This window comes from Nisaea acidiphila (assembly GCF_024662015.1).
GTDB lineage: Bacteria > Pseudomonadota > Alphaproteobacteria > Thalassobaculales > Thalassobaculaceae > Nisaea > Nisaea acidiphila.
The window spans coordinates 3417833-3439797 of sequence record NZ_CP102480.1 but is presented as its reverse complement, the minus strand read 5'-3'; the positions used below and the strand labels follow the sequence as shown (position 1 = coordinate 3439797).

Here is a 21965-nt window from a genome sequence, read left to right as displayed (position 1 = left end):
TTAAGAAGAGGAAAGCGCAGTCGCCAGTGTCCGAATGTTGTGTTGCATCATTTCCACGTAGGTTCCGGCCGGTCCCTCGGGGCCTGAGAGTGCGTCGGAAAAGAGCGTCCCGCCAACGACCGCGCCTGTTTCCCGGGCTATCTGGTCAAGCAGACGGCGGTCAGTAATGTTTTCTACGAAGATCGCAGGGATCTTCTCCTCCTTGATCTGACGGATCAGATGCGCGACGTCCGCGGCAGAGGCTTCAGATTCGGTACTCATCCCGACGGGGGCGAGAAACTCGATATTGTATTCATGTCCGAAATATCCGAAGGCGTCGTGCGAGGTGACGACTTTGCGTCGCTCCACCGGCAGAGAGGCGACGGTGCTGCGGATTTCAGCGTCCAGCTTGCCGAGTTTCGTCAGATAGGATTTTGCGTTGGCGGCGTAGGTCTCCGCGCCTGATGGATCGATGTCGGTCAACGCTTTGCGTAGGTTCTCGACATAGACGCGGGCATTCGCCACGCTTTGCCAGGCATGGGGATCAAATTCCCCATGGTGATGATGGTGGTCATGACCTTCCTCGTGGCCCGCCTCGGCTTTGTGCTCGTGCGACTCTTCAGACGCGTGATCTTTGTCGTGGTCCTTATCATGCTCACTGTCATGATCTTCGTCGCTCTTGAGTGCCTCGATACCGGCTGTCGCGACGGCGACCGTGCCCTTGTACTCTGCGGCCTCGACGAGCCGATCCAGCCATCCTTCGAAGCCGAGACCGTTCACAATAACAAGATCGGCTTCTGAGACGGACCGGGCGTCCTTCGGCGTCGGCTGGTACACATGCGCGTCTCCGTTCGGGCCGACGAGAGTCACAACCTCGATCCGGTCCCCGCCAAGATTCTTCACGATATCTCCGAGGATGCTGAAAGACGCGACGACTTTTTTTGCCGGCTCGGCCGCTTGGGCTGCCGGCGCGAGGGCCAGGCCGGCCGCGACGAACGCGGTGCAGAGGATCGTACGTCTGTTGAACACGGGTCAGTCTCCTGATGGTTGAATGTCACGCTTCGAGATGACGGCTGGCACGGAGCTTGGTCATCGCAGTGCTGTGTATGCCCAGGCAGAGCGAGAGCACGTAGAAAACACCGGCGGTGAGGATGATGGCCGGGCCGGAGGGAAGGCTAAAGTGATAGGAAAGCAGCAGGCCGATCGCGCCGCAGAGGAAGGCGGCGGTGCTGCCGATGGCCAGCAGGCCGACGACGTCCCGGGCCCAGAACCGTGCTGCGGCGGCCGGCAGGATCATGATCCCGACGGACATCAGGGTGCCCAGCGCATGAAACCCGCCGACCAGGTTCAGCACCGTCAGGACGAGAAATCCGTAATGGGCAACCGGGCTGAACGGACTGACAGAGCGCAGGAACCCCGGATCGACACATTCCATGAGCAACGGCCGATAGAACAGCGCGAGCGCGAAAAGGGTGAAAGTGGCGATCCCTGCCGTCAGATAGATCGCGTCGTTGTCTAGCGCGAGGACTGTGCCGAACAGCACATGCAGAAGATCCACGTTGCTGCCGCGGGTCGAGACAATCAGCACGCCAAGAGCGAGCGAAATCAGGTAGAAGGCGGCAAGACTGGCATCTTCCCGCGCGATCGTCGTGCGGGCAACGATCCCCGCCAGGATGGCCACGGCAAGTCCGGCGGCGATGCCGCCGAGCGTCATGGCGCCGAGCGAGAGACCGGCGATCAGGTAACCGATAGCGGCGCCGGGCAGGATGGCGTGCGCCATGGCATCGCCAGTAAGACTCATACGCCGCAAGGTCAGAAAAACGCCCACTGGCGTCGCACCGAGAGCCAGTGCGAGACATCCGATCAAGGCCCGGCGCATGAAGCCGAACTCGATGAAGGGGGAGAGCAGCGTGTCGTAGATCATGCAGCCGCACCCCGCGTGCAGATTGAAGCACTTTCGTCAAAGGCCTCGCAGAGCTGTCGGGCCTTGGCCAAATTGGGTCCGGTCAGGACCTCCGCGGTCGGGCCGGTCGCGACCAGTTCGCGGGAGAGCAGCATGGCGCGAGGGAAATGGGTTCGGACATGGTCGAAATCGTGCAGGACCGCGATGACCGTACGCTCCTCTGAATGCCAGTGTGCGATCAGGTCCAACAGGTCCGCCGCGGTCTTCTCGTCAATGGCGGTAAAGGGTTCGTCAAGCAGGATCAGGGAGGCGTCCTGTAGCAGCAGACGAGCGAAGAGTGTGCGCTGCATCTGCCCGCCGGAGAGCGACCCGATCGGCCGTCTCTCGAAACCGGTGAGGCCGACAGCATCCAGCGCTTCCGCGACCCGCCGCCGGTCGTCGCCGCGAAGCAGACGGAACGCACCGATCCGGCGCCACAGTCCCATCGCGACCAGATCCCAGACGGTGATCGGAAAGCTCCGGTCGATATCCGCTTGCTGCGGCAGGTAGGCGATCCGGTGGAGTTCGTTCTCGGTGATGGTTATCCTGCCTTCATAAGGCACGAGGGTCCGGGTGATGCCTTTCAGAAGGGTCGACTTGCCGGCTCCGTTGGGGCCGACAATTGCCGTCAGGGCACCGGCCTCGATGACCGCGTTCAGATGATGAACCGCCGGATGACGATCGTATCCGAGTGTTAGATTCTCGAAGGTAACAGAGGGGCCCATATCGCTACCCCAAGGCCCAAAAAACACCGATCCAAAGCATGGCCGCAAAAACAAGGGCGACGGCGATGCGCAAGGGTGCTCCAATCGTCAATGTGGTCATCTGCGTCACGCCAGGAGAGGCCACGAGCCGCCCTCCGCCACGTAGGGGAAAGGCTGAGTTACTCTCGCTCATCAGAGGGTTTCGCTCTCGGGGACGCGTGAACTCTCTTTATCGCCGATGACCTGCAGCGCCTCGAAGAAGGTTGCGACTGTCTCCCTCGGGAGGCCGCGCGTGATGAAGACGATCTTGCTGCGGTGATCCTCTGTCGGCCACGCCTCAAGCCAGACCGGTTCATGGAACACATGCTGGACGCCATGGATGACAACGGGCGTGCCCGGCTTCTCCCGAATGTTCAGGATACCTTTGACTCTCAACAGATCTGCGCCCTTGTAGGAGATGAGCAGGTCGAGAGCCACGGTGAAGGCCGCGCTGCTGATTGGTTTGTCCAATTCCAGGCTGAAGGCCTCTATGTCCGCGCCGTGGCGGTTGATGTCGTGGTGGTGATCGCCGTGATGATGTTCATGGCTGTGATCGTGCCCATGCCCGTGATGATGATCGTGATCGTCATCCGGCGTATAGGCCTCCGCGTTCAGCCATCCCTGGACGTCGAGGCTTTTTGTTCCCGGATCGTAGAGCGAAGTGTTGAAGAGCTGCCGTAGGTCGAAGGCGGGATCGTGGCGGTCGAAGATCGGCGCCGCCGGATTGAGGCGCCGCAGCAAGGCCTTCAGCGCCGCGAGGTCGGAGCGCGAGGCTGGATCGAGGGCCATATCCGTTTTGGTGAGCACGATCCGATCTGCGACCGCAGTCTGCTTGATGCTCTCTTCGTGGCGTTCGAAGGTCATCTCGGCGGTCGTGATGTCGACGACCGTGATGACGCCGCCGAGCATGTAGCGCCGTGCAAGTCTGCGATCGGTCATCAGGGTGTGGATGACCGGCGCGGGATCGGCGAGGCCGGTGGTCTCAATGATCAGCCGCTCGAAGGAGGGAACCTGTCCTTCCTCCTGACGACGATGCAGGCTCAGCAGGGTTTCGCGGACATCCCCGCGAATGGTGCAGCATAGGCATCCGGAGGTCATCTCGACGGTCTGCTCGAGGGAATGCTCGACCAGGAAGCCGTCAATGCCGACCTCTCCGAACTCGTTGACGACGACCGCCGTGTCGCTGAACCGCGGATCGCGGAGGATGCCGCTTAGTAGGGTCGATTTTCCGCTGCCGAGAAAGCCGGTGAGCAGAGTGACTGGGATAGGGGTGTCAATCATAGCTGGGCCCCGGCCTTTCGAGGTAACGCGAGGCAGTCGCCACATTTGCCCCGGACTTCAATGTTTCCGGCTCGTATTCCGAAGCCGAGATCCTCTGCCAGCTGGCGCAATCGTGCCTCGACCTCGGCATCGAAAAACTCGGATACGCCGCCGCAACGATCGCAAATCACGAAACCAGCGGCGCTTCGGTGACCAGGATTGCTGCAGATCACATAGGCATTGAGGGACTCGATGCGATGAACCTGCCCACTCTCAATCAGACGATCGAGCGCCCGATAAACAGTTGTGGGTCCTGAGATGCCGTGCTTCCTCAGCAGATTGAGGATCTGATACGCGGTCAGAGGGCCGTTAGACTGCCGGAGAATGCGCAGGACGCGAAGATGGTTGGAGACTCTCTTGCTATTCGCTTGAACGTCGGAGGTCATGGCGTCAGATGCGGCCCGAAGGTGTCAATTTTCGAGTTTGTAATGTTATAACATAACAAAGTCAATTTCGGGATTCATTCTGTCACCAGGATGACGGAGAGATGCCGCCGATATCTCAAGACACATCATCCCAATGCGCTGAAAATCGGCATGCTCAGCTGTCAGTCGCTCCAAGCCAATCGAGCGACGAAAGGCAACAGACCGAGTGAACAAGAGCAGCTACAGGACGGCTTGCGGTTGTCTGAGGTTGCAGCAGTCACAATTGGTTTAAATGGACGCTGTGAGACGGTCGTTACAAGCACTCCGAGCGACCGCTTTGGGGCGAAACCGGGCAACTAGCTCGGTGATTTAGGCCAGCGCATCCCACTGTTCGCCAGTAAGCGGAATGATCTTTTCCCTTTTTACGGGAGGCGCGGTTTCCTTAAGTCTCGCATCCGCTCGGTGCGGGAAGGGGACGCTGCCCCCCTCCCCACAAAGGCTGAACTCGGTCCCCTCGCGTCGTTCCGGGTCTCCCCAGGTTTCGGGCCAAGGCCCTGCAACCGGCCGCGCCGCGGCCCCCTGAAGGGTGGGCGATACCCCTCCCGGAACGCCGGCCTTTCACCCCACTCCCGCTCCTCGCCGGAGAGGCCGGGTTGCAGTCAGGAACAGCAACCCGGCCACCAAAGAATGGGCAAAAAATGACCGACAAATCTCCGAAAACCGATCACATGCAGGCCGTGACCGACCGCATCATCGCGGCGCTGGAAGAGGGCGTGCGCCCTTGGCAGAAGCCGAGGGACGCGGGCGAGATCCCGGAGCAGCCGTTGCGCGTCACCGGCGAAGCCTATCGGGGAATCAACGTCATTGCCCTTTGGATGGCCGCGCAGGCGAGCGGCTACACCTCGCCTTATTGGATGACCTACCGGCAGGCCGGAGAACTTGGCGGACAGGTCCGCAAGGGAGAGAAGGGCGCCGCCGTTTTCTATGCTGGAACAATGAACGCCAACGAGGAGGACGAGGCCGAAACCGACGAAGACACCCGCGTTATCCGCTTCATGCGGTCCTACACGGTGTTCAATGCCGATCAGATTGACGGACTGCACGCGAACTTCTATCCAGCGCCGTCAGAGCCACGTCCGGCCGCCGAGCGAAACGACACCGCCGAGCGGTATTTTGCCGCGACCGGCTCCGATGTTAGGCACGGCGGAAACCAAGCTTTCTACGCCTACGGCAGCGCGGCTGATTATATCCGCATGCCTCCGTACGAGACCTTTGCCGATGCCGAAGAATACTATGCGACCCTTGCGCACGAACACATCCACTGGACCAAAGGACCGGGGCGCCTTGAGCGGGATTTTGGGCGCAAGAAATGGGGCGACGACAGATACGCCCTGGAGGAGCTGTTCGCCGAACTCGGTTCCGCGTTCCTTGGTGCCTCTCTCGGTCTCCGTCCGGACCATCTCTCCGATCACGCGTCCTATATTCAAAGCTGGCTGAAGGTTCTGAAGGATGACAAGCGCGCGATCTTCCGCGCCGCATCCCATGCACAGAAAGCCGTCGATTATCTCGACGGTTTCCAGCAAGCGGCAGCGATGCCGGAAGCGGCGGAGTAAGGGCGATGTTCAGACCCGATAGCTCCCAGATCGCTGCCGGAGTGATTTGAACACTCGACCTCTCCCTTACCAAGGGACCGATCACTTCAGGTTTTTTGTTTTCTGATCAGATACTTGATTGTCATCGCGACTGGCGTTGTGCCCCAAGTGTGGCGCGATTGGCTCCATCCCACTTCGTCATGGCGCGATCGCGCGATGAGCGTGTCGAACTCTGTCCGCGACCGACGAGTGTCCTGGCTATTCAATACAGCCTACATCCATGTGCTGAGAACTGCCGGAATCGCTGGAACTCAAGTGTCCCAAAAGCCATTATTCGGCAAAAATGATGCGGTTATTAGAATGATCGAGACACAACCCAGATAAGATTGCGCTCGCATTTCGGGAACACTCGTCAGATGCAGAATACCATCTCACCGCTTAACTATCCCTGCCCCTTTCGGACGGCGATGGAAGGCTGCGGCCTTTACATACCTGAGTACCGGACTGGCACATTCGGAGACTGGGAAATCCGGACAATCACAATGGCCGGCGGTCGGGGTTATTGGGGCGACCAGTATCCCATTTTCGAATCCGCGATCATGATCGGGCCCGGCCGGCTTTCGAAGAGTTCCTGGATGTCGTTGACGCCGGTCGAGATCGAGAGCCAGAAAGTAGGCGTTCTGGGAGCTCGCGGCCATACGGTCGTCCTCGGACTTGGCATGGGCTGGGCCGCGGCGAACGTCGCGCTGCGCCCGGAAGTCGATCGCGTAACAGTTGTCGAGCGCGACCCGGACGTCATCGCGCTGATCCGGGCCCAGGGGCTGTTCGAGGCCTTGCCCCCCGACGCGCGGGCCAAACTCGCCGTCGTCGAGGCCGACGCTCTGACATGGCGTCCGGACAGCCCGGTCCATTCGCTACAGGCCGATATCTGGCTTGGACTGGCGGAAGACGGCAAGCTCGCCGACGTCAGGCAAATGCAATCCAATATCGGTGCGGAGCAGGTCTATTTCTGGGGTCAGGAGATGGAGATCTGGCGCCAAGCCTGCAGGCATACCGGCGGCGCCCCGGCGCTCGACCGGACGGTGATCCGCCGGATCGTTGAGGAAGACCTCGGACTTCCGCTCATCCTGCCCGAGTGGCCGGATCTTCCGGAAAAACTGGCCTCCGCGGGCACAACTTGGGCGCCGCTGCGGACTGATTGGTGGCACGACGCGAGCGGGACAGGTTGAGATCGATTCTTGCCCTAGTGACTTCGGGAGGGAAAGGTCCCCCTCAACGCGATGCAATAATTCAGCGTAAGAAAGGGGTCCACTATATTGACCGGCTCACTCCCTTCATCGACAAGAACCGACACGCGGCCGGTCGTCTCGCCTCCTTCGACGCCGCCGAGTTCCACGAAAGCCTCCGGTCCCGCGTAGGCGCCAAAGCCGAGCGTCTCGGGTCCATCCGCTGTCGCGCCCCGAACCGCAAGATAATCGCCGTCCACCGGGACACTCTCATCAGCCGGCCAGTCATTCATTTCGAGCTTCGCCGGCTCTCCATTGCCGAGCGGGCTGAAAGTCGCTTCGTGGGAATGCGCCGGCAGGTGCTGCGGCGAGAGCAATACTTCTTTGCTTCCACCCGAGTCTCCGATTTCGAACCGCGACAACCCCCCGCCGCCGTAGCCGCTGTAAAACCCGATCGGCGCCCGATCTCCCAGGTTGGGCAACGCGACGCAATCCTTGTCGCTCCCGTAGATCCGGCCGATAAGGCTGCCGAGAGCAATGTTCTGAGAGAGCTTGAATAGACCACCATTGCAGGTGGCCCAGTTTTTCGGCGCGAACCAGAAGCCGTAAATAGCGACATCGGCAATGTAAGGGGAAGTACCCATAGCCTCACTCCGGCAAGAAAACGGATCTCATGGCGTCAGAGGCCTCTTCACGAATGCGACGGAAAAGGGCCGGAGAGGCAAACCGCGAAGTTAATGACCAGATAGGGACTGCGGAACCACATTTTTCTTCCTTCACCGGAGTTCTTCAATTCGACATGTCCTTTCGCTGCACCGCCGCCGCCGGTCATTCCGCCCAACATCACAGTCGGTTCAGCTTGGTCTGCGGGGATGAAGCCGGGGGTGCCCGACGCCTCTACCCCCGGACGTGGAGGTGCGATCGGCATCCCGTCGGATCTCGCATCGGTCGCCAAGGCTGTCGCGGCTCGGACGCGGGCCCTGGTTTGCGAGTCGTCCGGGATGAACGTCGCTTCGTGCGTGTGTGTCGGCAATGCCGACTTGTGTACGATCTTGTCGGCATAGCCGCCACTTTTACCCACCCTCGTGAATGGACGGTGAGCGCCCGTTGCGGACCGCACGCGAAGATCCGGCAAACCGAATTCATGACGTCCGTCCCCGCCATAGACTGTTCCAAACAAGGCGAAGAGCTTTGAGTTCTGAGCGATTTTCAGCTTTCGACCGCTACAAATCGCGAAACTCAAGGGAGCGAAAGAAAATCCGAGTTGAACAATCTCGCCTAGATAGGCGTCGTTTCCCATAATAGTCACCTCCCAACTCCTTCTTGCCTGACCGGACCAATGAATCACACACATCAGTTCCGGTCGGGATAAGCGCCCTTCAGCGCAATACAAATATTCATTGCGAGGTAGGGATTGCGAATAGGAAAGCCCACCGGCGGCTCCAATCCGGCGTCATGGACATCGACCTTGCCAGTGAACGAGGCAACACCTCCCGAGACGCCTCCGACCGCCGCTCCTTCTTCAGGCATGGGTCCGAACGCATAGGTCGCATTCTGGAAAAATGTGTTCGAACGCGGCACCGCGAGATAATCCCCCTCCGACGGAACGACAACGGTTGCGAGATTCTGGCTCACCCTCATACTGGCGTTCTTGGCGGGCTCTCCGGAAAAGATCGCTTGATGCGAATGCGGCGGGATGGTCGCCACTTTGAGCGTGGCCTCTTCGGATCCTCCGAATTTGCCCGGCGGCACTTCGACCTCGTGCGTCTTCGCGGTGTGTTTCACGCCTACCCCGACGGCACTCCTGCTCGTGAGATCCGGCAACAGAACGATCTCGTTCTTTGGATCCTTGGCCCAGTGGCCATAGGAAGCCCCGATCAGGGAATACAAGCTCGGGTTCTGCCCCTCATTGAACGGGGCGCCTCGGCAATAGGTCCAGTCCACCGGCGCGAAGTCGAACCCGAAGAGATGGATCTCGCCGCAGAATGGATCGGTGGGCATGGTCGTCCTCCTCTCAGGTGAAGGTGGCGGACCAGATCTGGCCCTTGCCCCATTCGGTCTCCATGGTCCCGAGATTGGGGCCGATGAAGATGCCCTCGATCAGGCCGAGCGTCCGGTGGCGGAGGTTCATCATGCAGTGCCCGGTGCCCGGCTCGGCGTGCGGGCCGATGAAGACCAGCGTGAAGGGCACGCGGTCCGTGCCGCTGAAGATCGGCTCCGTTCCGGCATCGACTTTCGCCAGCACCAGGGGCGCCGTACCTGCCGGCGTCTCAAGATCGAAGCGGTGACCGATCTTGTCGCTGAAATGCTCCGCCCGGAGCATGTAGAGGCTGGTCGGGGCAACGGACATGCGCCACTTCCTTTTCCCGGTTCATATCGGTTGGCGCATTTTAATTCACACCACGCCGCACAGTATTTCTCGACAAAAAACACAAACTCGATTTCTGAATCAAATAAAAAAGTCACTTTTCCACAACATTATTTAAATCAATTCTCCTATTTTTCAATACCGTTACTTTTTGTTACATTTTTTCTTTTGTCATATAGGTGGACGCAAGTCATGATAATAATTTTTCCTAGAAATGACGGTCTGATCAAAGGAAAACGGACGGCATGCAGCGCGAAACGCCGCGCGTTGCCGCACTGGCGCACCGGGCCCCTCGTCCGGGCTGGCCCAGACAGCACTTTTCAGGCAACCGCGCATTTTACGCGAACGCATCGGCTGTCTGCCGAGCGGTTAACTTCCCGGTCCTCGACGGACCGCAATACAGTCCGGCGGGCAGCTCTTCGTCGAGTCAATCCCGCGACGGGTAAATGCCATCAAGAGCGATGCAAAAGTTCACCGTCAGCAAAGGATCGTAATTCTGGAATCTCTCGCCGTCACCCGAACTGCCTATCGTCACGCTTCCGCTCGTTACACCGCCGCTGACGCCGCCGAGTTTGACTTTGTCCTCGTCGGAGTCGGAATCACCGAACCCGAGCGTCGTCGGACCGCCGGACGTGGCACTTGGACTTGCGAGAAAAGTCCAATCTTCCGGGATGCTCTCCGTCGCCGATCCATCGACCATCTCGAACCTGGCAGGCAGTCCCTTACTCGTTGAGACGAAGCCCGCGACGTGACTATGTTCCGGCAAATTCCACACATCCAGTTTTATGCTGTTGGCGCCACCCGTTGCCCCGAGCGCAAAGGACGTCAGGCCGTTGCTACCGCCGCTATCGAAGCCAATCGGTGTGCGCAGCTTCAGATCCGGCAGATTGAAGTTTGCCCTGCTCCCGCCATAGGTCGTGCCGATCAAACTGAAGAGAGCCGTGTTCTGCGACTGACTGATGGGCGCGCCGTAACAGCTTGCCCAGTTCACCGGGGCAAACCTAAATGCGTAGATAGCAACGTCGGCGACGAACGGGTCTATTCCCATCTGCTTACTCCGGTCGATCTGAAAACGCGGTCGCCATGAGCGGGATCACGGCCGATGCGGGTAGTAGCCATCGAAGCAGATGGCGAAATTTATGACGAGGCACGGGCTGCGCATCTGCACCGCTTGTTGTCCACCGTAATGCTCGATACTTACATTTCCCGCCGCTTCGCCACCGCCGCCGATCATGCCCCCCAGTTCAACAGTCGGCTCGGCACCTTCCGGCGGAACGAAGCCGAAGCTCCCGGATGCCGACGGATTGGACCTCTGCGTGGCGATCTGGTAGCCGCCCTCTGAACTCGGCTCGGTCGCCAGCGTTTTCGTCGCGACAACACGTGCCTGGGACTTTTCATTGTCCGGGAAAAAAGTTGCCTCATGAGAATGTTGCGGCATCACGCTTTCTGTGAGTTCAACCTCCGCGTACCCCCACTTGAAACCGACATTGCTGAAGTACAGATCGTCCGAGTTACTATCGACACCGATCGGGGACCGCATACGCAAATCGGGAACATTGAAACACACACGTCCGTCACCCCCGTAGATCGTGCCGATTAATGAATAAAGTGCCTGATGCTGGCTGATGTCTATTTCCTGTCCGAAGCAGTAGCAAAAGTTTAATGGCGAAAAGGGAAATCCGACTTGGATGATTTCTCCTACAAGAGATTTATACCCCATCAGAGAACCTTTCGACCACGTTTGACGCAAATGGTTGATTGCTTTCCAACATTTTAACCACGGCTCGGGTAGTCACCAACGAGGGCGATACAATAACTCATGGCAAGAAATGGATTGCGAATGTCAATCGGAACGCCAGAGCCTGCTGTCTCGAGCTCCACGCCCCCCGCAAAACTCGAAACGCCCCCTGACACGCCTCCGACATCAACCAGCGAGTCGTCGCCGTTCGGCCAGTCCTTATATCCGTAAGTCGCTGTTTGAATGAATGTGTTGGGACGCGGCACGGCGAGATAAGCCCCCTCCGATGGTTCCGACAGCGTCGCCAGATTCTGGCTTGCCCGAATGGCGGCCCCTTCAGCCGGCTCGCCGGAAAAACTTGCCGAATGACCGTGCAACGGCATGGTCTCTTCCGTCAGCACGATTTGTTCCGATCCCGCGACCCTGCCGACGGGCGTCGTGATCGTCCAATTGTGGTCTTTGTCTTCAACCGCATCGATGCCGACCGGCGCCCGGCTCGTCAGATTTGGCAGCAGTGGGATCGGGTTCCTCCAATCCTCGGACCGGTCGCCGTAAAGAGTAAAGATGAGGGAATATAAGGCTTGATTCTGACCGATGTCGTACGCCGCGCCGTTGCAAAAGGCCCAGTCTCTGGGCGCGAAGTCGAACCCGAAGAGATGGATCTCGCCGCAGAATGGATCGGTGGGCATGGTCGTCCTCCTCTCAGGTGAAGGTGGCGGACCAGATCTGGCCCTTGCCCCATTCGGTCTCCATGGTCCCGAGATTGGGGCCGATGAAGATGCCCTCGATCAGGCCGAGCGTCCGGTGGCGGAGGTTCATCATGCAGTGCCCGGTGCCCGGCTCGGCGTGCGGGCCGATGAAGACCAGCGTGAAGGGCACGCGGTCCGTGCCGCTGAAGATCGGCTCCGTTCCGGCATCGACTTTCGCCAGCACCAGGGGCGCCGTACCTGCCGGCGTCTCAAGATCGAAGCGGTGACCGATCTTGTCGCTGAAATGCTCCGCCCGGAGCATGTAGAGGCTGGTCGGGGCAACGGACATTTGGAACTTTCCTTCCTGCGACAAAGGCGCGGCAGATGCCGGACCATGGCACTGCGGTTCCGGACCCGGCGAGGCAACATATGGTTCCATGCACGATCTGGCCGTGGTGGCCTGGGTTCCCACACTCGACATCGGCTCGCGCATCGCGATCAGCAGCACCTATATAAAGAATTATTAGACGTATTTTTTTAGTGATTTTACCCGGAACGCCCACGTGAATCCCCGCTTGACCGCACGCTCCGGAATGGGACGGGCTTGAGTAAGAGCAAACTCGCCTGCGGCATAAATATAAATTCCGCAAGTCAATTGAAGTCAACGCAAAATCTCAGGACGCTGCTTTTTCAAGAGTATGTTTTTATTTATCGGAAATTATAAGTCAATTGCAGACTTAATTCTGTCACATCTTGTTACATTTGAGACATTGACTCGAAATTTCAAAAGTCTGATTTTCATAGGAAATTCGATATATCGGCCGCGCAGCCAATGTCCGACTGGAATTGCGCCCGGTAGGCTCTTGGGGATACGGGAACATGAATACTGCTGCGTGCAAGAAATTCTTGTTTTTAGATTCCGCAGTTCGCGATCCGGTCGTTTTCCAGGCCGGCGTGATCGCGCCGGTCCGGATACGCAACCTGAGCGGGAGCGGTAATCCACTTGAGGAGATTGCCGCATCCCTGCCGGATGCGCCGGAGATAGACGAACTCGTGATCGTGGCCCATGGCGCTCCCGGCGCCATTCGGCTCTGCGGAACGCGGGTCGATCGCGGCCGGCTGCTGTGTGAGCGGGACGCGCTCCGGCGCATCGCCCGGGCCTTGTCGCCCGCGGCCCGGGTGGTCCTCGTCTCCTGTGCCACCGGCGCCGGCGAAATCGGCGCCGAATTCGTCGCTACCCTGCGCACGCTCCTCGGCGTGAAGGTCGCGGCCGCGACGGCCGATCTCGGCGCCGGCGTGGGCTGGGACGGACTGCCCGCCGCCGCGGCGCTCTTCGGCGCGGACGCGCTCGCCGCCTATCCGCACCGATTGCCGACCTTCACCTTCGACAGCGACACCGACAGCAGCGACAAAACGGTCACAACGACGGCCGACGACAGCACCACGACGCTGACCGCGTCTTTGCAAAACGATACCAACAACTTAGGTCTCCTCGAGGTCTCTGGCTCTGGCGGTACGGCAGGGAAAGTACTCTTCCCCTCCGCACAAATCGCGTCAAATGCCGAGATCACCTTCGCCTTCGGGAGTCCCGTCACTGTCACGGGCTTCCGATTTGCGACTGCCAACGAGGCGAACAACGGTAGCATCTTCACGTTCACACCCTTTACGGGCGGAGCGCCGGGATCCGGTGGCACAGGCGGCGCGGCGACCACGCTTAGCGATACGTCGGTGGACGGCAGCGGTGTCGATATCAGTCCCAATCCGGCATGGACATCGATCAGCGGTTTTACAATCGGCTACGGAGCTGGTCAGAGCTGGAGCGCATTGGTCGACACGATCAACTTCACCGCCGTCACGAACAACAAACCGGAGCTCGGCGGCGCCCCCGCCGATGCCACCGTCAACGAAGCCTCCTCCAATAGCGCGATCGATCTCTCCGCCTACGATATCTCCGACTCGGACAACGACTCGATCACCCTCACGCTCGCGGTCGACAATTCCGCCACCATCGCGACAACGGACGGGAACGGCACCGTCGACGGCGTGACCGTCGCCAATTCCGGCACCGGCACGATGACCCTCTCCGGGTCGGCAAGCGCCCTCAACAGCTATCTCAACGACACCTCGAAGATCACCTTCACCCCGGACGCGGGGAGCACCTCCGCGGTCACGCTGACGGTGACCCCGAACGACGGCACCGAGGACGGCACCGCCGACACGGTGACGATCAATATCACCGACCTCACGTCTGCCAGCACCACCGCCTCAGGCTTCGACACCACCGACGGCACCAACCTCTCGCCCGGCATCACCTTCGGCAGCGGCAACGAGACCCTGACCATCGCCCAGTCGGGCCATATCGCCACCGGCACGGTGGCGAATGGCGGCGGCGGCGCGGACACGCTGATCCTGGCGCAGGGCGGCGACTTCACGACCACGGGTTTCGTGCTCTCGAATTTCGAGTCCCTGACGCTGAACGACGGTGTGAACGCGACGATGACGGGCGCCCAGCACGACGCCTTCAGCACTGCGATCAACGGGACCGGTACGAACAGCATCACGCTCGCCTCGGCGGGCGGCGACGACAGCGTGACCGGCGGCGCCGAGATCGAAAGTTACGTTCTGAACGATGCCTTTACCTTCACTGTCGGCGCCGCCGGTCAGAACGTGACCGGCAACGCGGGGGCGAAGCAGACGGTGCAGTCCTCCGCCTCGGTGGACGCGCTCACCGGAACTCTGAACGGCGGCGCCGGCGGAAGCGACGCGCTTGTGCTCGACACCGGCGACAGTCTCGCGAACGCAACCGTCTCGAACTTCGCGTTCCTGGAGGTCTCGGGCTCGGTGACGATGACCGAGGCCCAGTATGACGGCTTCCTTTTCATCTCCGCCGGCGGCAACAGCGATCAAATCACTCTCGACTCTGCCGACGGCGACAGCACATTCGCGGGCAGCGGCGATATCGAAACCTTTGTCCTGAACGACGCCTTCACCTTCACGATCAGCGATGTCGCACAGAACGTGACCGGAAGCGCCGGCGCCAGCCAGTCGGTCGCGTCCCACACCATGATCGATAACCTGACCGGCACGATCAACGGCGGCAGCGGGGGCACGGACACGCTGGTCGGCGATGACGGAGACGACTTCACCGGCGCCACGCTCAGCAATTTCGAGGTCCTCTCGATCGCGGACGGCGCGTCGATCAGCATGACCACCACGCAGCATGCCGGCTTCACAAGCACGGCGGCGCCCGGCAGTCAGACCGTAAACATTTCCGAGAACGGCGATTTCACGACGTTCGGCGCCATCGAAACCTATGCCGTCGGCGACGACGGCAGCAATACACGCACCATCACGCTCGGCGGCAGCGGCACGGTCACGACCAGCGTCACGGCCAATTCCGGGACCGACGCGGTCACCTTCAATGCCGGCGGCCTCACCTATACCGGGACACTGACCGGTGAGGGCTCGACGAACGACGTGCTGCAGCTCGCCACCGGTGCGAATGTTTCCGGAGCCACCCTCAGCGAAATCGAGGATCTGTCGCTTGGCTCCGATGCCTCCGTCACAATGACGGTGTCGCAATTCAACGGTTTCACCGGCACCGTCACGGCGGCCGGGACCGAGACCGTGACGCTTTCCGGCGACGGCAATTTCTCGACGGCAAACGCGATCGAGAGCTATGTCGCCGGCGATTCGAGCACCGACGCCCGCACGATCACGATCACCGATGCGGGGCATACCGTCAGCGCCACCGCAGCCTCCGATGCCATCACCTTCGATACCGGAACGCTCGCGCTAACGGGCACGTTGACCGGCGACGGCACGGTCAACGACACGCTCTCGGTCGGCGATGGCGGAAATCTCTCCGGCGCCACCATCTCCGGGATCGAGAACCTCTCCCTCGCGAGCGGCGGCTCGGCGACGATGACGGCGAACCAGCTCGGCGACTTCACCGGCACATTGAACGCCGCCGGAGCCAACACGATCACCCTGACCGCCACCGGATCGGTGACGGACGCGTCTCTCGGCGCGGTCGAGACCCTCGCCACGTCGGGAGACAGCACCGCACAGACCGTCACACTGACGGCGGCGCAGGCGGTCAACACCGGACTCAGTGCCGGCGATACCGGGCTGGATCATTTCATCGTCACCGGGAGCGCCGGGGATCAGGGCCTTACCGGCAGCGCGGGGGGCGACACCATCGATGGCGGCGCCGGCAAAGACACGCTCAGAGGCGGCGACGGCAATGACGTTCTGAGCGGCGGCGCGGGCGATGACCTGCTACGGGGAGGTGCCGGCACCGATTCGTTGATCGGAGGGGCCGGCGCCGACGAATTCATAAGCGCTGTGGACGCCTTCAACGGCGACACGATTGTCGGCCTGGAAGCCGGCGACTCCATCTCCGTCGACTCCTCCAGCGTCCAGGACCTCGATGGCCAACAGCTCGGCAGTAGCATCGATCTCGGCAATGGCCGGACCCTGTTTCTGCAGGACACTTCCGGCCCGCTGCTCGTCTCCGTGGAAGCGGGCGAAGGGTACACACTCACCTTCTCCGCCGTCCCCGCGAGCAGTGGCGGCTCCGGTGGCGGTGGATCCTCCGGCGGTGGCGGCTCTTCCGGACCAGTGACGGTTGTGGACGATCCGACGGACACGGCGACGGGCGGGGCACGGACAATCAGCAACAACGGCTCAACGTCTGGCTCGGCCGCCATCGTCGAGGGCACAGGCAATAACGGCAACGTGGTCACCGCCACGCTACCGCCCTCGGTCTCCATCACCTCCGAGGGGCCGTCGACGGCACAGTCCGGGACCGACGCGCTGTCCACTCTAGTCACCGCCATCGATAACCGGGACAGCACCGCCGAGACGGATCTGATTGGCGGCGCCCAGACCTACTTGAACGATCTTGCCGCGACGACCACACTGGACGTGCGCACCATCATTCCGACGACCACGTCCAGCTCCCTTTCCGAGCCCATCGTCATTACCGGAATCAGTGGCGGGACGCAGTCGGAGGCCTTCGTCATCGACCTTCGCCAACTGCCGACGACGTCAAGCCCGAACCTGCAGCTCGACAATATCGAGTTCGCCGCCATCGTGGGCAATGCCACCGTCACCGGCGGAGCGGGCCAGAACTATGTCGTCGGCGACGATGCGCAGCAATTCATCTCGCTCGGTGCGGAGGACGACACGCTGGCCGGCGGCGGCGGGGACGACACGATCGGCTCCGGCTACGGCGAGGACATCCTTTACGGCAACCAGGGTGCGGACAGCGTCTTCGGCGGCGGCGGCATGGACACGCTCTATGGCGGCCAGGACGGCGATACCGTGCTCGGAAACAACGACGACGACGTGCTCTATGGCAACCGCGGCGGCGATACATTGTTCGGCGGCGAGAACGAGGATGCGCTTTATGGCGGACAGGACAACGACATCCTCTATGGCAACCAAGGGAACGACACACTCGCCGGAAATCTCGGCGACGACCAGCTCTATGGCGGCCAGGACAACGATATGATCGTCGGCGGCGGCGGCAACGACCTGATCGTCGGCAATCTCGGCAATGACACCCTGGTCGGCGGCGAGGGCGCGGACAGTTTCGTCTTCGAGTTCGGCGGCGGCGACGATCAGCTGAGCGACTTCACGGCAGGCACCGACACGCTCGCGCTGCAGAACGGCCTCGGCGTCGCCAGCGGCACCGAGAGCAGCGGCTCGACAATCGTCACCTTTTCCGATGGCGGCACCGTCACGATCATCGGCGTCTCCAAGACCGACATCGAAGCCTCGACAGGATGGGACCTGGGGTAGCGCCCTCTTCGCTCAGTGTCCGATCCTGGACCGCTGCAACCGAACTGCTCCGTCCGGATCAACCGGTTGAGGAGAGGTCATCGAAGCACGGAACGTTCCAACACCCTTGAAAGAAGACAATGCAACGAACGGGTAGCCGAAAGAGTTCGACCGCGGAGCCTATTCCTCACGGCATCTCGCACATAGATTCGAATTCACCTGAAAATAGCATGCAATTTCAGACTATCGGCGTATTTTGATATGTAAAACTGTGCCTGTCTGTTCACTCCTCTCCTAGCTCACCGGGAGCATCATGCGTCTGCTATTCAAGCTCGCGCTCATCTTGGCCTGCGCTGTCCTCGGCGCGAGCCACGCCTCTGCCGCCGACAGAAAAGATGCGGTCCATGTTACGCAGCAGGACATATCCATCCCGCTGATCCCAAGGAAGATCGTGATGGACCCGCAAGGCGAGCTGTCGCCGGACGAGGCCCTCCAGCGGCTCTCAGAGCCCGGCGCGATCGAAGAGGACGCAGTCTACAGTCTCGGATACATCCCCGAAACACTCTGGGCCAGAATTGCGCTGGACGTGACGCCTGATGCGGCGGGCCGATGGTATCTGAGCCTTGAGCTGCCGAATTTCGATCGGCTGCAAGTCGACATTCTGACGTCGTCAGGACATCTGGAACCATTGACGGAACTCGGCGACATGGTCCCGGACCAATCGCCTTTTCGCAGCCGGTTCCACATCGCACCGATAGATCTCCCGCCGGGCCAAACCGTGCTGCTGGTCAAGGGCAAAACAAGCAGCACAATGACCTTGGATCTGAAACTCCGAAAGCTCGACTGGTTGCTCTCGGAGGAGCGGCTTTTTCTTGCTCTTCAGACCTTCTATTTCGGTGTCATTGCCGTCTTGACACTGTCTGCCATCGGTCTCTTCGGAGTCACGCGAGAGAGCATCTATCTCATCTATATCGCCAACCTGGTGGCACATACGGGGGTTTGGGCGATTCTGGCTGGAAGCGGACCTGGCTATCTCTGGCCGAATACTCCGCTGCATCACCCTTCTGTCGGACACTTCTTCGTTGCGATGACTTTGACGACGACATTCGCCTTCGCGGCCGCCTTTCTGGCAACGTCGCAGGTTCCCAAGCTCGCGCACTGGATCTTTTGGGGTATGTCAGCAAGCGGCGTCCTGCTCATGGCCGTCTGTCTTGCCGTCCCAACGGATCTCGGTTACTGGGCCAACCGACTCGTCAGCGCGGTTGTACTGCCCTGCGCTTGCGCTATCGGAGCATTGACCATCGTAGGCATGGTCCGGGGCGTGGCGGGAGCGCGGCCGCTCATGCTCACCTGGCTCGGGATCCTGATCGTCGTTCCCATCGGTTGGCTTCGGGATATAGGCCTCGTTCCGACGAACGTATTCACACTGACCGTCTCCCAACTCGCTTCTGTGTTCGAGATGATAATGTTCGCTTACTTGCTCCTGCAGCGTCTCGGTCGCATCCAAAAAGACAAGGATCGAATCCAGCATGAGGCTCTGACAGCGGCCCGCGAGCATGAAGCGCTGCTTGAGCACCGTGTCGCCGCGCGTACCGCTGACCTCGACGCTGCGGTCATACGAGAGCGCGAGGCCCAACGCCTTCAACAGCAATTCGTTGTCATGGTTGGTCACGAATTTCGCAATCCATTGGCGATCATCGACAATATGATCCAGAACCTCGCGCGCGGGGCCCCAGCGAGCCGGGGTCGACTCGACAGGGGCCGTGCAGCGGTCCGCCGGTTGCGGCGCATGATCGACACCTGCCTCATCGACGAGCGGATCCGCGGCGGCCAGATGCAGTTGCGCAAAGAGCGGCTTGAAGCGGGCAAACTGGTTGGAGAGGTCATCGCCACGATCCGCGCGGCCCATGCCACGCGGCAGTTTGAACTCGACCTGCCGGAAGGTCCTCTGCTTATGACTGTCGACCCCCGTCTGATCGAGATCGCTGTCAGCAATGTGATCGACAATGCCGCCAAATACTCGCCCGAGACATCGCCTGTAGAGACCCACGTGCACGCGGCAGGCTCGCAGATAGAAATCGAAGTGATGGACAGGGGGCCTGGTGTCCCCGAAACCGACCGGGAGCGGGTGTTCGAGCGATACTACCGCGGCTCCCGGAGCGGGTCCGGCGGGACAGGCGCCGGATTGGGCCTGTTTCTCGTCCGGGCGATCCTCAGCGCTCATGGCGGCACGATTACCTATGCGGATCGCCCCGGCGGAGGAGCTGCCTTCACGCTCCGATTGCCTCTGGACCCTGACACTGAAGGAACTTGAGAATGAAGGAACATCCGGAAAAAGGTGGCGCCTTCGTCATTGTGGCGGAGGATGAGCATGACTTACTCGTTGAAGTCGTAAGCTATCTTTCCGATCATGGGATGACGGTTCGCGGCGTCTCGGACGGTCCCGACTTCTGGCTCTGTTTTGGTGAACGCGAGCCCGACATCGTCGTTCTGGATTTGGGGCTCGGCACAGAGGACGGAAGCAACATTGCTGCGGCCGTTCGCCAGCGGGCGCCCGGCGTCGGCATCATCATGACTACGGCGCGGAGCGCGGTAGATGACCGGATCGGCGGGTACGAAGCCGGCGCCGACATCTACCTCGTGAAACCGGTCGATCTCGGCGAACTCTCTGCGGCGATCCGCGCCCTCTACCGCCGCCATGCGGAAACAGACGCATCCGACAATACTCAAGCTCCCGAATGGGAACTGGATCTGCTCGGCTGGCACCTCACCGGGCCGGACAAACGTCATATTTCACTTACCCGGGCGGAAACCCAATTGCTCGATTGTCTGACTGAAGCGCCGGGACGACCAGTCTCCCGGTTCGACATTGCGCGTCATATGGGGAAATCGAACCAATTGGCCAGCCATCGCTTTGTCGACCAGGTCGTCTATCGATTGCGACATAAGATCGAAACAGAACTCGATCTCGAAGCGCCACTCGGCTCCGCCCATAATCAGGGATACTTCTTTGCACGTTCTGTTTTAAGGAAATCATGATTGAATAAATTTCAAAACAAACATGGAAATAATGCTCCCCGCTTGAGCGAATACTGTACTTTATATCGGATTTTTACCTTTTGTGATTTTTTAAGATGATTTGTAACAGAATGAGCATTGCTCATTAGCCAGAAATTATTATTTTTTACCAACTGGTCGAATAGATTGTTGTGGTCGAGCCGCCTGGTGCATGGCCGGCATGCAACGTTTCCGGAAACACAATTCAAATCTTTCACAGCGCGCGATGCGCTGAAGTCTCTGCCTGTCGGCGGTAGATCGCGCCGTCGTATTTCGACGTTTGGGAGTTGCTGCAATGCCATTTGCAATCGGAAAAAGCAGGACGAGCCCTGGGGCTTACGAAGACACCGCAAGGTCCGCCCGTTCCGGTGAGGGCGGTTTTTCCATTGCCGATTATGGTGATGCCATTCGGGAGCCGTCTCTTCTCGTCATCAGTCACGATTTGGAAGACGCCGATATCCTCCGGAGCACGCTCCCCCGTGATGTCTGTCTGCTGCAAGACGGTTCCTCTTCTTTGCCGGAGCGTATTCTCGAAGCTCTGACGGCAATCCACGCCGAAACCGGCCGTGCGGTCGCGCTGCATCTTGTCGGTCATGGCGCACCCGGCGAGATCTCCCGCGACGGTTGGCGCCGGACTGCGGCAACGGCGGAGAGCTTCGCCACAGCACTTTCCGGCGCTCCTCTTTCTCGGATCGCGCTTCACGGTTGCCGCACCGGGGCGGGGCAGGACGGGAGGGCGCTGGTATTGTTACTGGAAGCCGTGCTTGGCATAAGCGTCCATGCCGGTCGCGACATGCTCGGCCGAGGGGAGGATGGCCGCTCTCACTGGCACCTCGAAGGGCCTTGGCGATTTTCGGGGCCGAGCTGTATTGGTCAATCTTTGGGCCACCTGGTGTCCGCCCTGTGTGGCAGAGATGCCGTCACTCGACCGTCTTCAGGATGAATTCGACCGCGGAGTGCTGACAATTCTGGCTCTCTCCCAGGATCACGGAGGCAAACGCGTTGTCAGCCAGTTCTAAGAACGGGCTGAACTGAAGAATCTCGAAAGGTATTTCGACCCACGTGGAGCTGCCGCACGCATTCTGGAAGCAAGATCGCTGCCGACGACATTGTTGATCGATCGACATGGAAACGAGGTCGGGCGAGTGGTTGGCGGCGC

19 protein-coding genes and 1 pseudogene are annotated in these 21965 nt (G+C 60.4%); 7 read left to right on the top strand and 13 right to left on the bottom strand.

Annotated elements, in window-relative coordinates; translation table 11 throughout:
• From NUH88_RS16050 to NUH88_RS16030, 5 genes are all read right to left on the bottom strand, one after another.
• Complete coding sequence (locus NUH88_RS16050) at positions 1 to 1008, bottom strand: metal ABC transporter substrate-binding protein (RefSeq protein ID WP_257767405.1); 1008 nt, start codon at positions 1006 to 1008, stop codon at positions 1 to 3.
• Positions 1009 to 1033: 25 nt separating this feature from the next.
• Positions 1034 to 1903: a metal ABC transporter permease gene (locus NUH88_RS16045; protein ID WP_257767404.1), complete on the bottom strand. Its 870-nt coding sequence runs from the start codon at positions 1901 to 1903 to the stop codon at positions 1034 to 1036.
• Positions 1900 to 2646: a zinc ABC transporter ATP-binding protein AztA gene (gene aztA, locus NUH88_RS16040; RefSeq protein WP_257767403.1), complete on the bottom strand. Its 747-nt coding sequence runs from the start codon at positions 2644 to 2646 to the stop codon at positions 1900 to 1902. Before aztA ends, NUH88_RS16045 begins: the two co-directional genes overlap by 4 nt.
• A gap of 171 nt (positions 2647 to 2817) precedes the next feature.
• Positions 2818 to 3945 carry a CobW family GTP-binding protein gene (locus NUH88_RS16035; protein ID WP_257767402.1) on the bottom strand — a complete coding sequence of 376 codons (1128 nt, stop codon included), beginning with the start codon at positions 3943 to 3945 and terminating at the stop codon, positions 2818 to 2820.
• The gene (locus tag NUH88_RS16030; protein WP_257767401.1) at positions 3942 to 4370 is read right to left on the bottom strand and encodes a transcriptional repressor; all 429 of its coding nucleotides are present in this window, start codon (positions 4368 to 4370) and stop codon (positions 3942 to 3944) included. Before NUH88_RS16030 ends, NUH88_RS16035 begins: the two co-directional genes overlap by 4 nt.
• A 677-nt stretch (positions 4371 to 5047) precedes the next feature.
• Here NUH88_RS16030 and NUH88_RS16025 point away from each other — a divergent pair.
• Positions 5048 to 5962 carry an ArdC family protein gene (locus tag NUH88_RS16025; RefSeq protein ID WP_257767400.1) on the top strand — a complete coding sequence of 305 codons (915 nt, stop codon included), beginning with the start codon at positions 5048 to 5050 and terminating at the stop codon, positions 5960 to 5962.
• Between the two features lie 521 nt (positions 5963 to 6483).
• The gene (locus NUH88_RS16020) at positions 6484 to 7170 is read left to right on the top strand and encodes a hypothetical protein (RefSeq protein WP_257767399.1); all 687 of its coding nucleotides are present in this window, start codon (positions 6484 to 6486) and stop codon (positions 7168 to 7170) included.
• A gap of 14 nt (positions 7171 to 7184) precedes the next feature.
• On the opposite strand, the gene NUH88_RS16015 is transcribed toward NUH88_RS16020, so the two are convergent.
• The 8 genes from NUH88_RS16015 to NUH88_RS15980 form a co-directional block, all read right to left on the bottom strand.
• Positions 7185 to 7811, bottom strand: a complete 627-nt coding sequence (locus tag NUH88_RS16015) for a phage tail protein (protein WP_257767398.1) — start codon at positions 7809 to 7811, stop codon at positions 7185 to 7187.
• Positions 7812 to 7858: 47 nt separating this feature from the next.
• The gene (locus NUH88_RS16010) at positions 7859 to 8467 is read right to left on the bottom strand and encodes a phage tail protein (protein WP_257767397.1); all 609 of its coding nucleotides are present in this window, start codon (positions 8465 to 8467) and stop codon (positions 7859 to 7861) included.
• A 53-nt stretch (positions 8468 to 8520) separates the two neighbouring features.
• Positions 8521 to 9168, bottom strand: a complete 648-nt coding sequence (locus tag NUH88_RS16005) for a phage tail protein (protein ID WP_257767396.1) — start codon at positions 9166 to 9168, stop codon at positions 8521 to 8523.
• 13 nt (positions 9169 to 9181) lie between these two features.
• The gene (locus NUH88_RS16000) at positions 9182 to 9517 is read right to left on the bottom strand and encodes a DUF6916 family protein (RefSeq protein ID WP_257767392.1); all 336 of its coding nucleotides are present in this window, start codon (positions 9515 to 9517) and stop codon (positions 9182 to 9184) included.
• Positions 9518 to 9962: 445 nt separating this feature from the next.
• The gene (locus NUH88_RS15995; RefSeq protein ID WP_257767395.1) at positions 9963 to 10583 is read right to left on the bottom strand and encodes a phage tail protein; all 621 of its coding nucleotides are present in this window, start codon (positions 10581 to 10583) and stop codon (positions 9963 to 9965) included.
• Positions 10584 to 10628: 45 nt separating this feature from the next.
• On the bottom strand, positions 10629 to 11255 hold the full coding sequence (locus tag NUH88_RS15990) for a phage tail protein (protein WP_257767394.1): 627 nt from the start codon (positions 11253 to 11255) through the stop codon (positions 10629 to 10631).
• 53 nt (positions 11256 to 11308) lie between these two features.
• On the bottom strand, positions 11309 to 11962 hold the full coding sequence (locus tag NUH88_RS15985) for a phage tail protein (protein WP_257767393.1): 654 nt from the start codon (positions 11960 to 11962) through the stop codon (positions 11309 to 11311).
• 13 nt (positions 11963 to 11975) lie between these two features.
• Complete coding sequence (locus NUH88_RS15980; RefSeq protein ID WP_257767392.1) at positions 11976 to 12311, bottom strand: DUF6916 family protein; 336 nt, start codon at positions 12309 to 12311, stop codon at positions 11976 to 11978.
• A 557-nt stretch (positions 12312 to 12868) separates the two neighbouring features.
• On the opposite strand from NUH88_RS15980, the gene NUH88_RS22265 reads away from it, so the two are divergent.
• The 5 genes and pseudogenes from NUH88_RS22265 to NUH88_RS22310 all read left to right on the top strand — a co-directional run bounded on the left by NUH88_RS22265 (position 12869) and on the right by NUH88_RS22310 (position 21825).
• Complete coding sequence (locus tag NUH88_RS22265) at positions 12869 to 17770, top strand: DUF4347 domain-containing protein (protein ID WP_308220068.1); 4902 nt, start codon at positions 12869 to 12871, stop codon at positions 17768 to 17770.
• Positions 17771 to 18062: 292 nt separating this feature from the next.
• Positions 18063 to 20063: a sensor histidine kinase gene (locus NUH88_RS15960; protein ID WP_257767391.1), complete on the top strand. Its 2001-nt coding sequence runs from the start codon at positions 18063 to 18065 to the stop codon at positions 20061 to 20063.
• A gap of 2 nt (positions 20064 to 20065) precedes the next feature.
• A complete protein-coding gene (locus NUH88_RS15955) occupies positions 20066 to 20788 on the top strand; it encodes a response regulator transcription factor (RefSeq protein WP_257767390.1) in 723 nt (240 codons plus the stop codon).
• A 313-nt stretch (positions 20789 to 21101) separates the two neighbouring features.
• Positions 21102 to 21584: pseudogene (locus tag NUH88_RS22315) on the top strand (DUF4347 domain-containing protein); the annotation flags it as partial.
• A 1-nt stretch (position 21585) separates the two neighbouring features.
• Entirely contained in the window at positions 21586 to 21825 is a 240-nt protein-coding gene (locus tag NUH88_RS22310) for a TlpA disulfide reductase family protein (protein ID WP_372743523.1), read from the top strand.
• The last annotated feature ends 140 nt before the right edge of the window (positions 21826 to 21965 follow it).

What these genes read in the sequence shown, in the direction of transcription:
- NUH88_RS16005 (WP_257767396.1), bottom strand. Translation starts at nt 9,168, where the DNA reads ATGCCCACCGATCCATTCTGCGGCGAGATCCATCTCTTCGGGTTCGAC.
- NUH88_RS22310 (WP_372743523.1), top strand. Translation starts at nt 21,586, where the DNA reads ATGCCGGTCGCGACATGCTCGGCCGAGGGGAGGATGGCCGCTCTCACT.
- NUH88_RS15955 (WP_257767390.1), top strand. Translation starts at nt 20,066, where the DNA reads ATGAAGGAACATCCGGAAAAAGGTGGCGCCTTCGTCATTGTGGCGGAG.
- NUH88_RS16025 (WP_257767400.1), top strand. Translation starts at nt 5,048, where the DNA reads ATGACCGACAAATCTCCGAAAACCGATCACATGCAGGCCGTGACCGAC.
- aztA (WP_257767403.1), bottom strand. Translation starts at nt 2,646, where the DNA reads ATGGGCCCCTCTGTTACCTTCGAGAATCTAACACTCGGATACGATCGT.
- NUH88_RS16020 (WP_257767399.1), top strand. Translation starts at nt 6,484, where the DNA reads ATGGCCGGCGGTCGGGGTTATTGGGGCGACCAGTATCCCATTTTCGAA.
- NUH88_RS16000 (WP_257767392.1), bottom strand. Translation starts at nt 9,517, where the DNA reads ATGTCCGTTGCCCCGACCAGCCTCTACATGCTCCGGGCGGAGCATTTC.
- NUH88_RS15980 (WP_257767392.1), bottom strand. Translation starts at nt 12,311, where the DNA reads ATGTCCGTTGCCCCGACCAGCCTCTACATGCTCCGGGCGGAGCATTTC.
- NUH88_RS16010 (WP_257767397.1), bottom strand. Translation starts at nt 8,467, where the DNA reads ATGGGAAACGACGCCTATCTAGGCGAGATTGTTCAACTCGGATTTTCT.
- NUH88_RS15995 (WP_257767395.1), bottom strand. Translation starts at nt 10,583, where the DNA reads ATGGGAATAGACCCGTTCGTCGCCGACGTTGCTATCTACGCATTTAGG.
- NUH88_RS16045 (WP_257767404.1), bottom strand. Translation starts at nt 1,903, where the DNA reads ATGATCTACGACACGCTGCTCTCCCCCTTCATCGAGTTCGGCTTCATG.
- NUH88_RS16035 (WP_257767402.1), bottom strand. Translation starts at nt 3,945, where the DNA reads ATGATTGACACCCCTATCCCAGTCACTCTGCTCACCGGCTTTCTCGGC.
- NUH88_RS15960 (WP_257767391.1), top strand. Translation starts at nt 18,063, where the DNA reads ATGCGTCTGCTATTCAAGCTCGCGCTCATCTTGGCCTGCGCTGTCCTC.
- NUH88_RS15985 (WP_257767393.1), bottom strand. Translation starts at nt 11,962, where the DNA reads ATGCCCACCGATCCATTCTGCGGCGAGATCCATCTCTTCGGGTTCGAC.
- NUH88_RS15990 (WP_257767394.1), bottom strand. Translation starts at nt 11,255, where the DNA reads ATGGGGTATAAATCTCTTGTAGGAGAAATCATCCAAGTCGGATTTCCC.
- NUH88_RS16030 (WP_257767401.1), bottom strand. Translation starts at nt 4,370, where the DNA reads ATGACCTCCGACGTTCAAGCGAATAGCAAGAGAGTCTCCAACCATCTT.
- NUH88_RS16015 (WP_257767398.1), bottom strand. Translation starts at nt 7,811, where the DNA reads ATGGGTACTTCCCCTTACATTGCCGATGTCGCTATTTACGGCTTCTGG.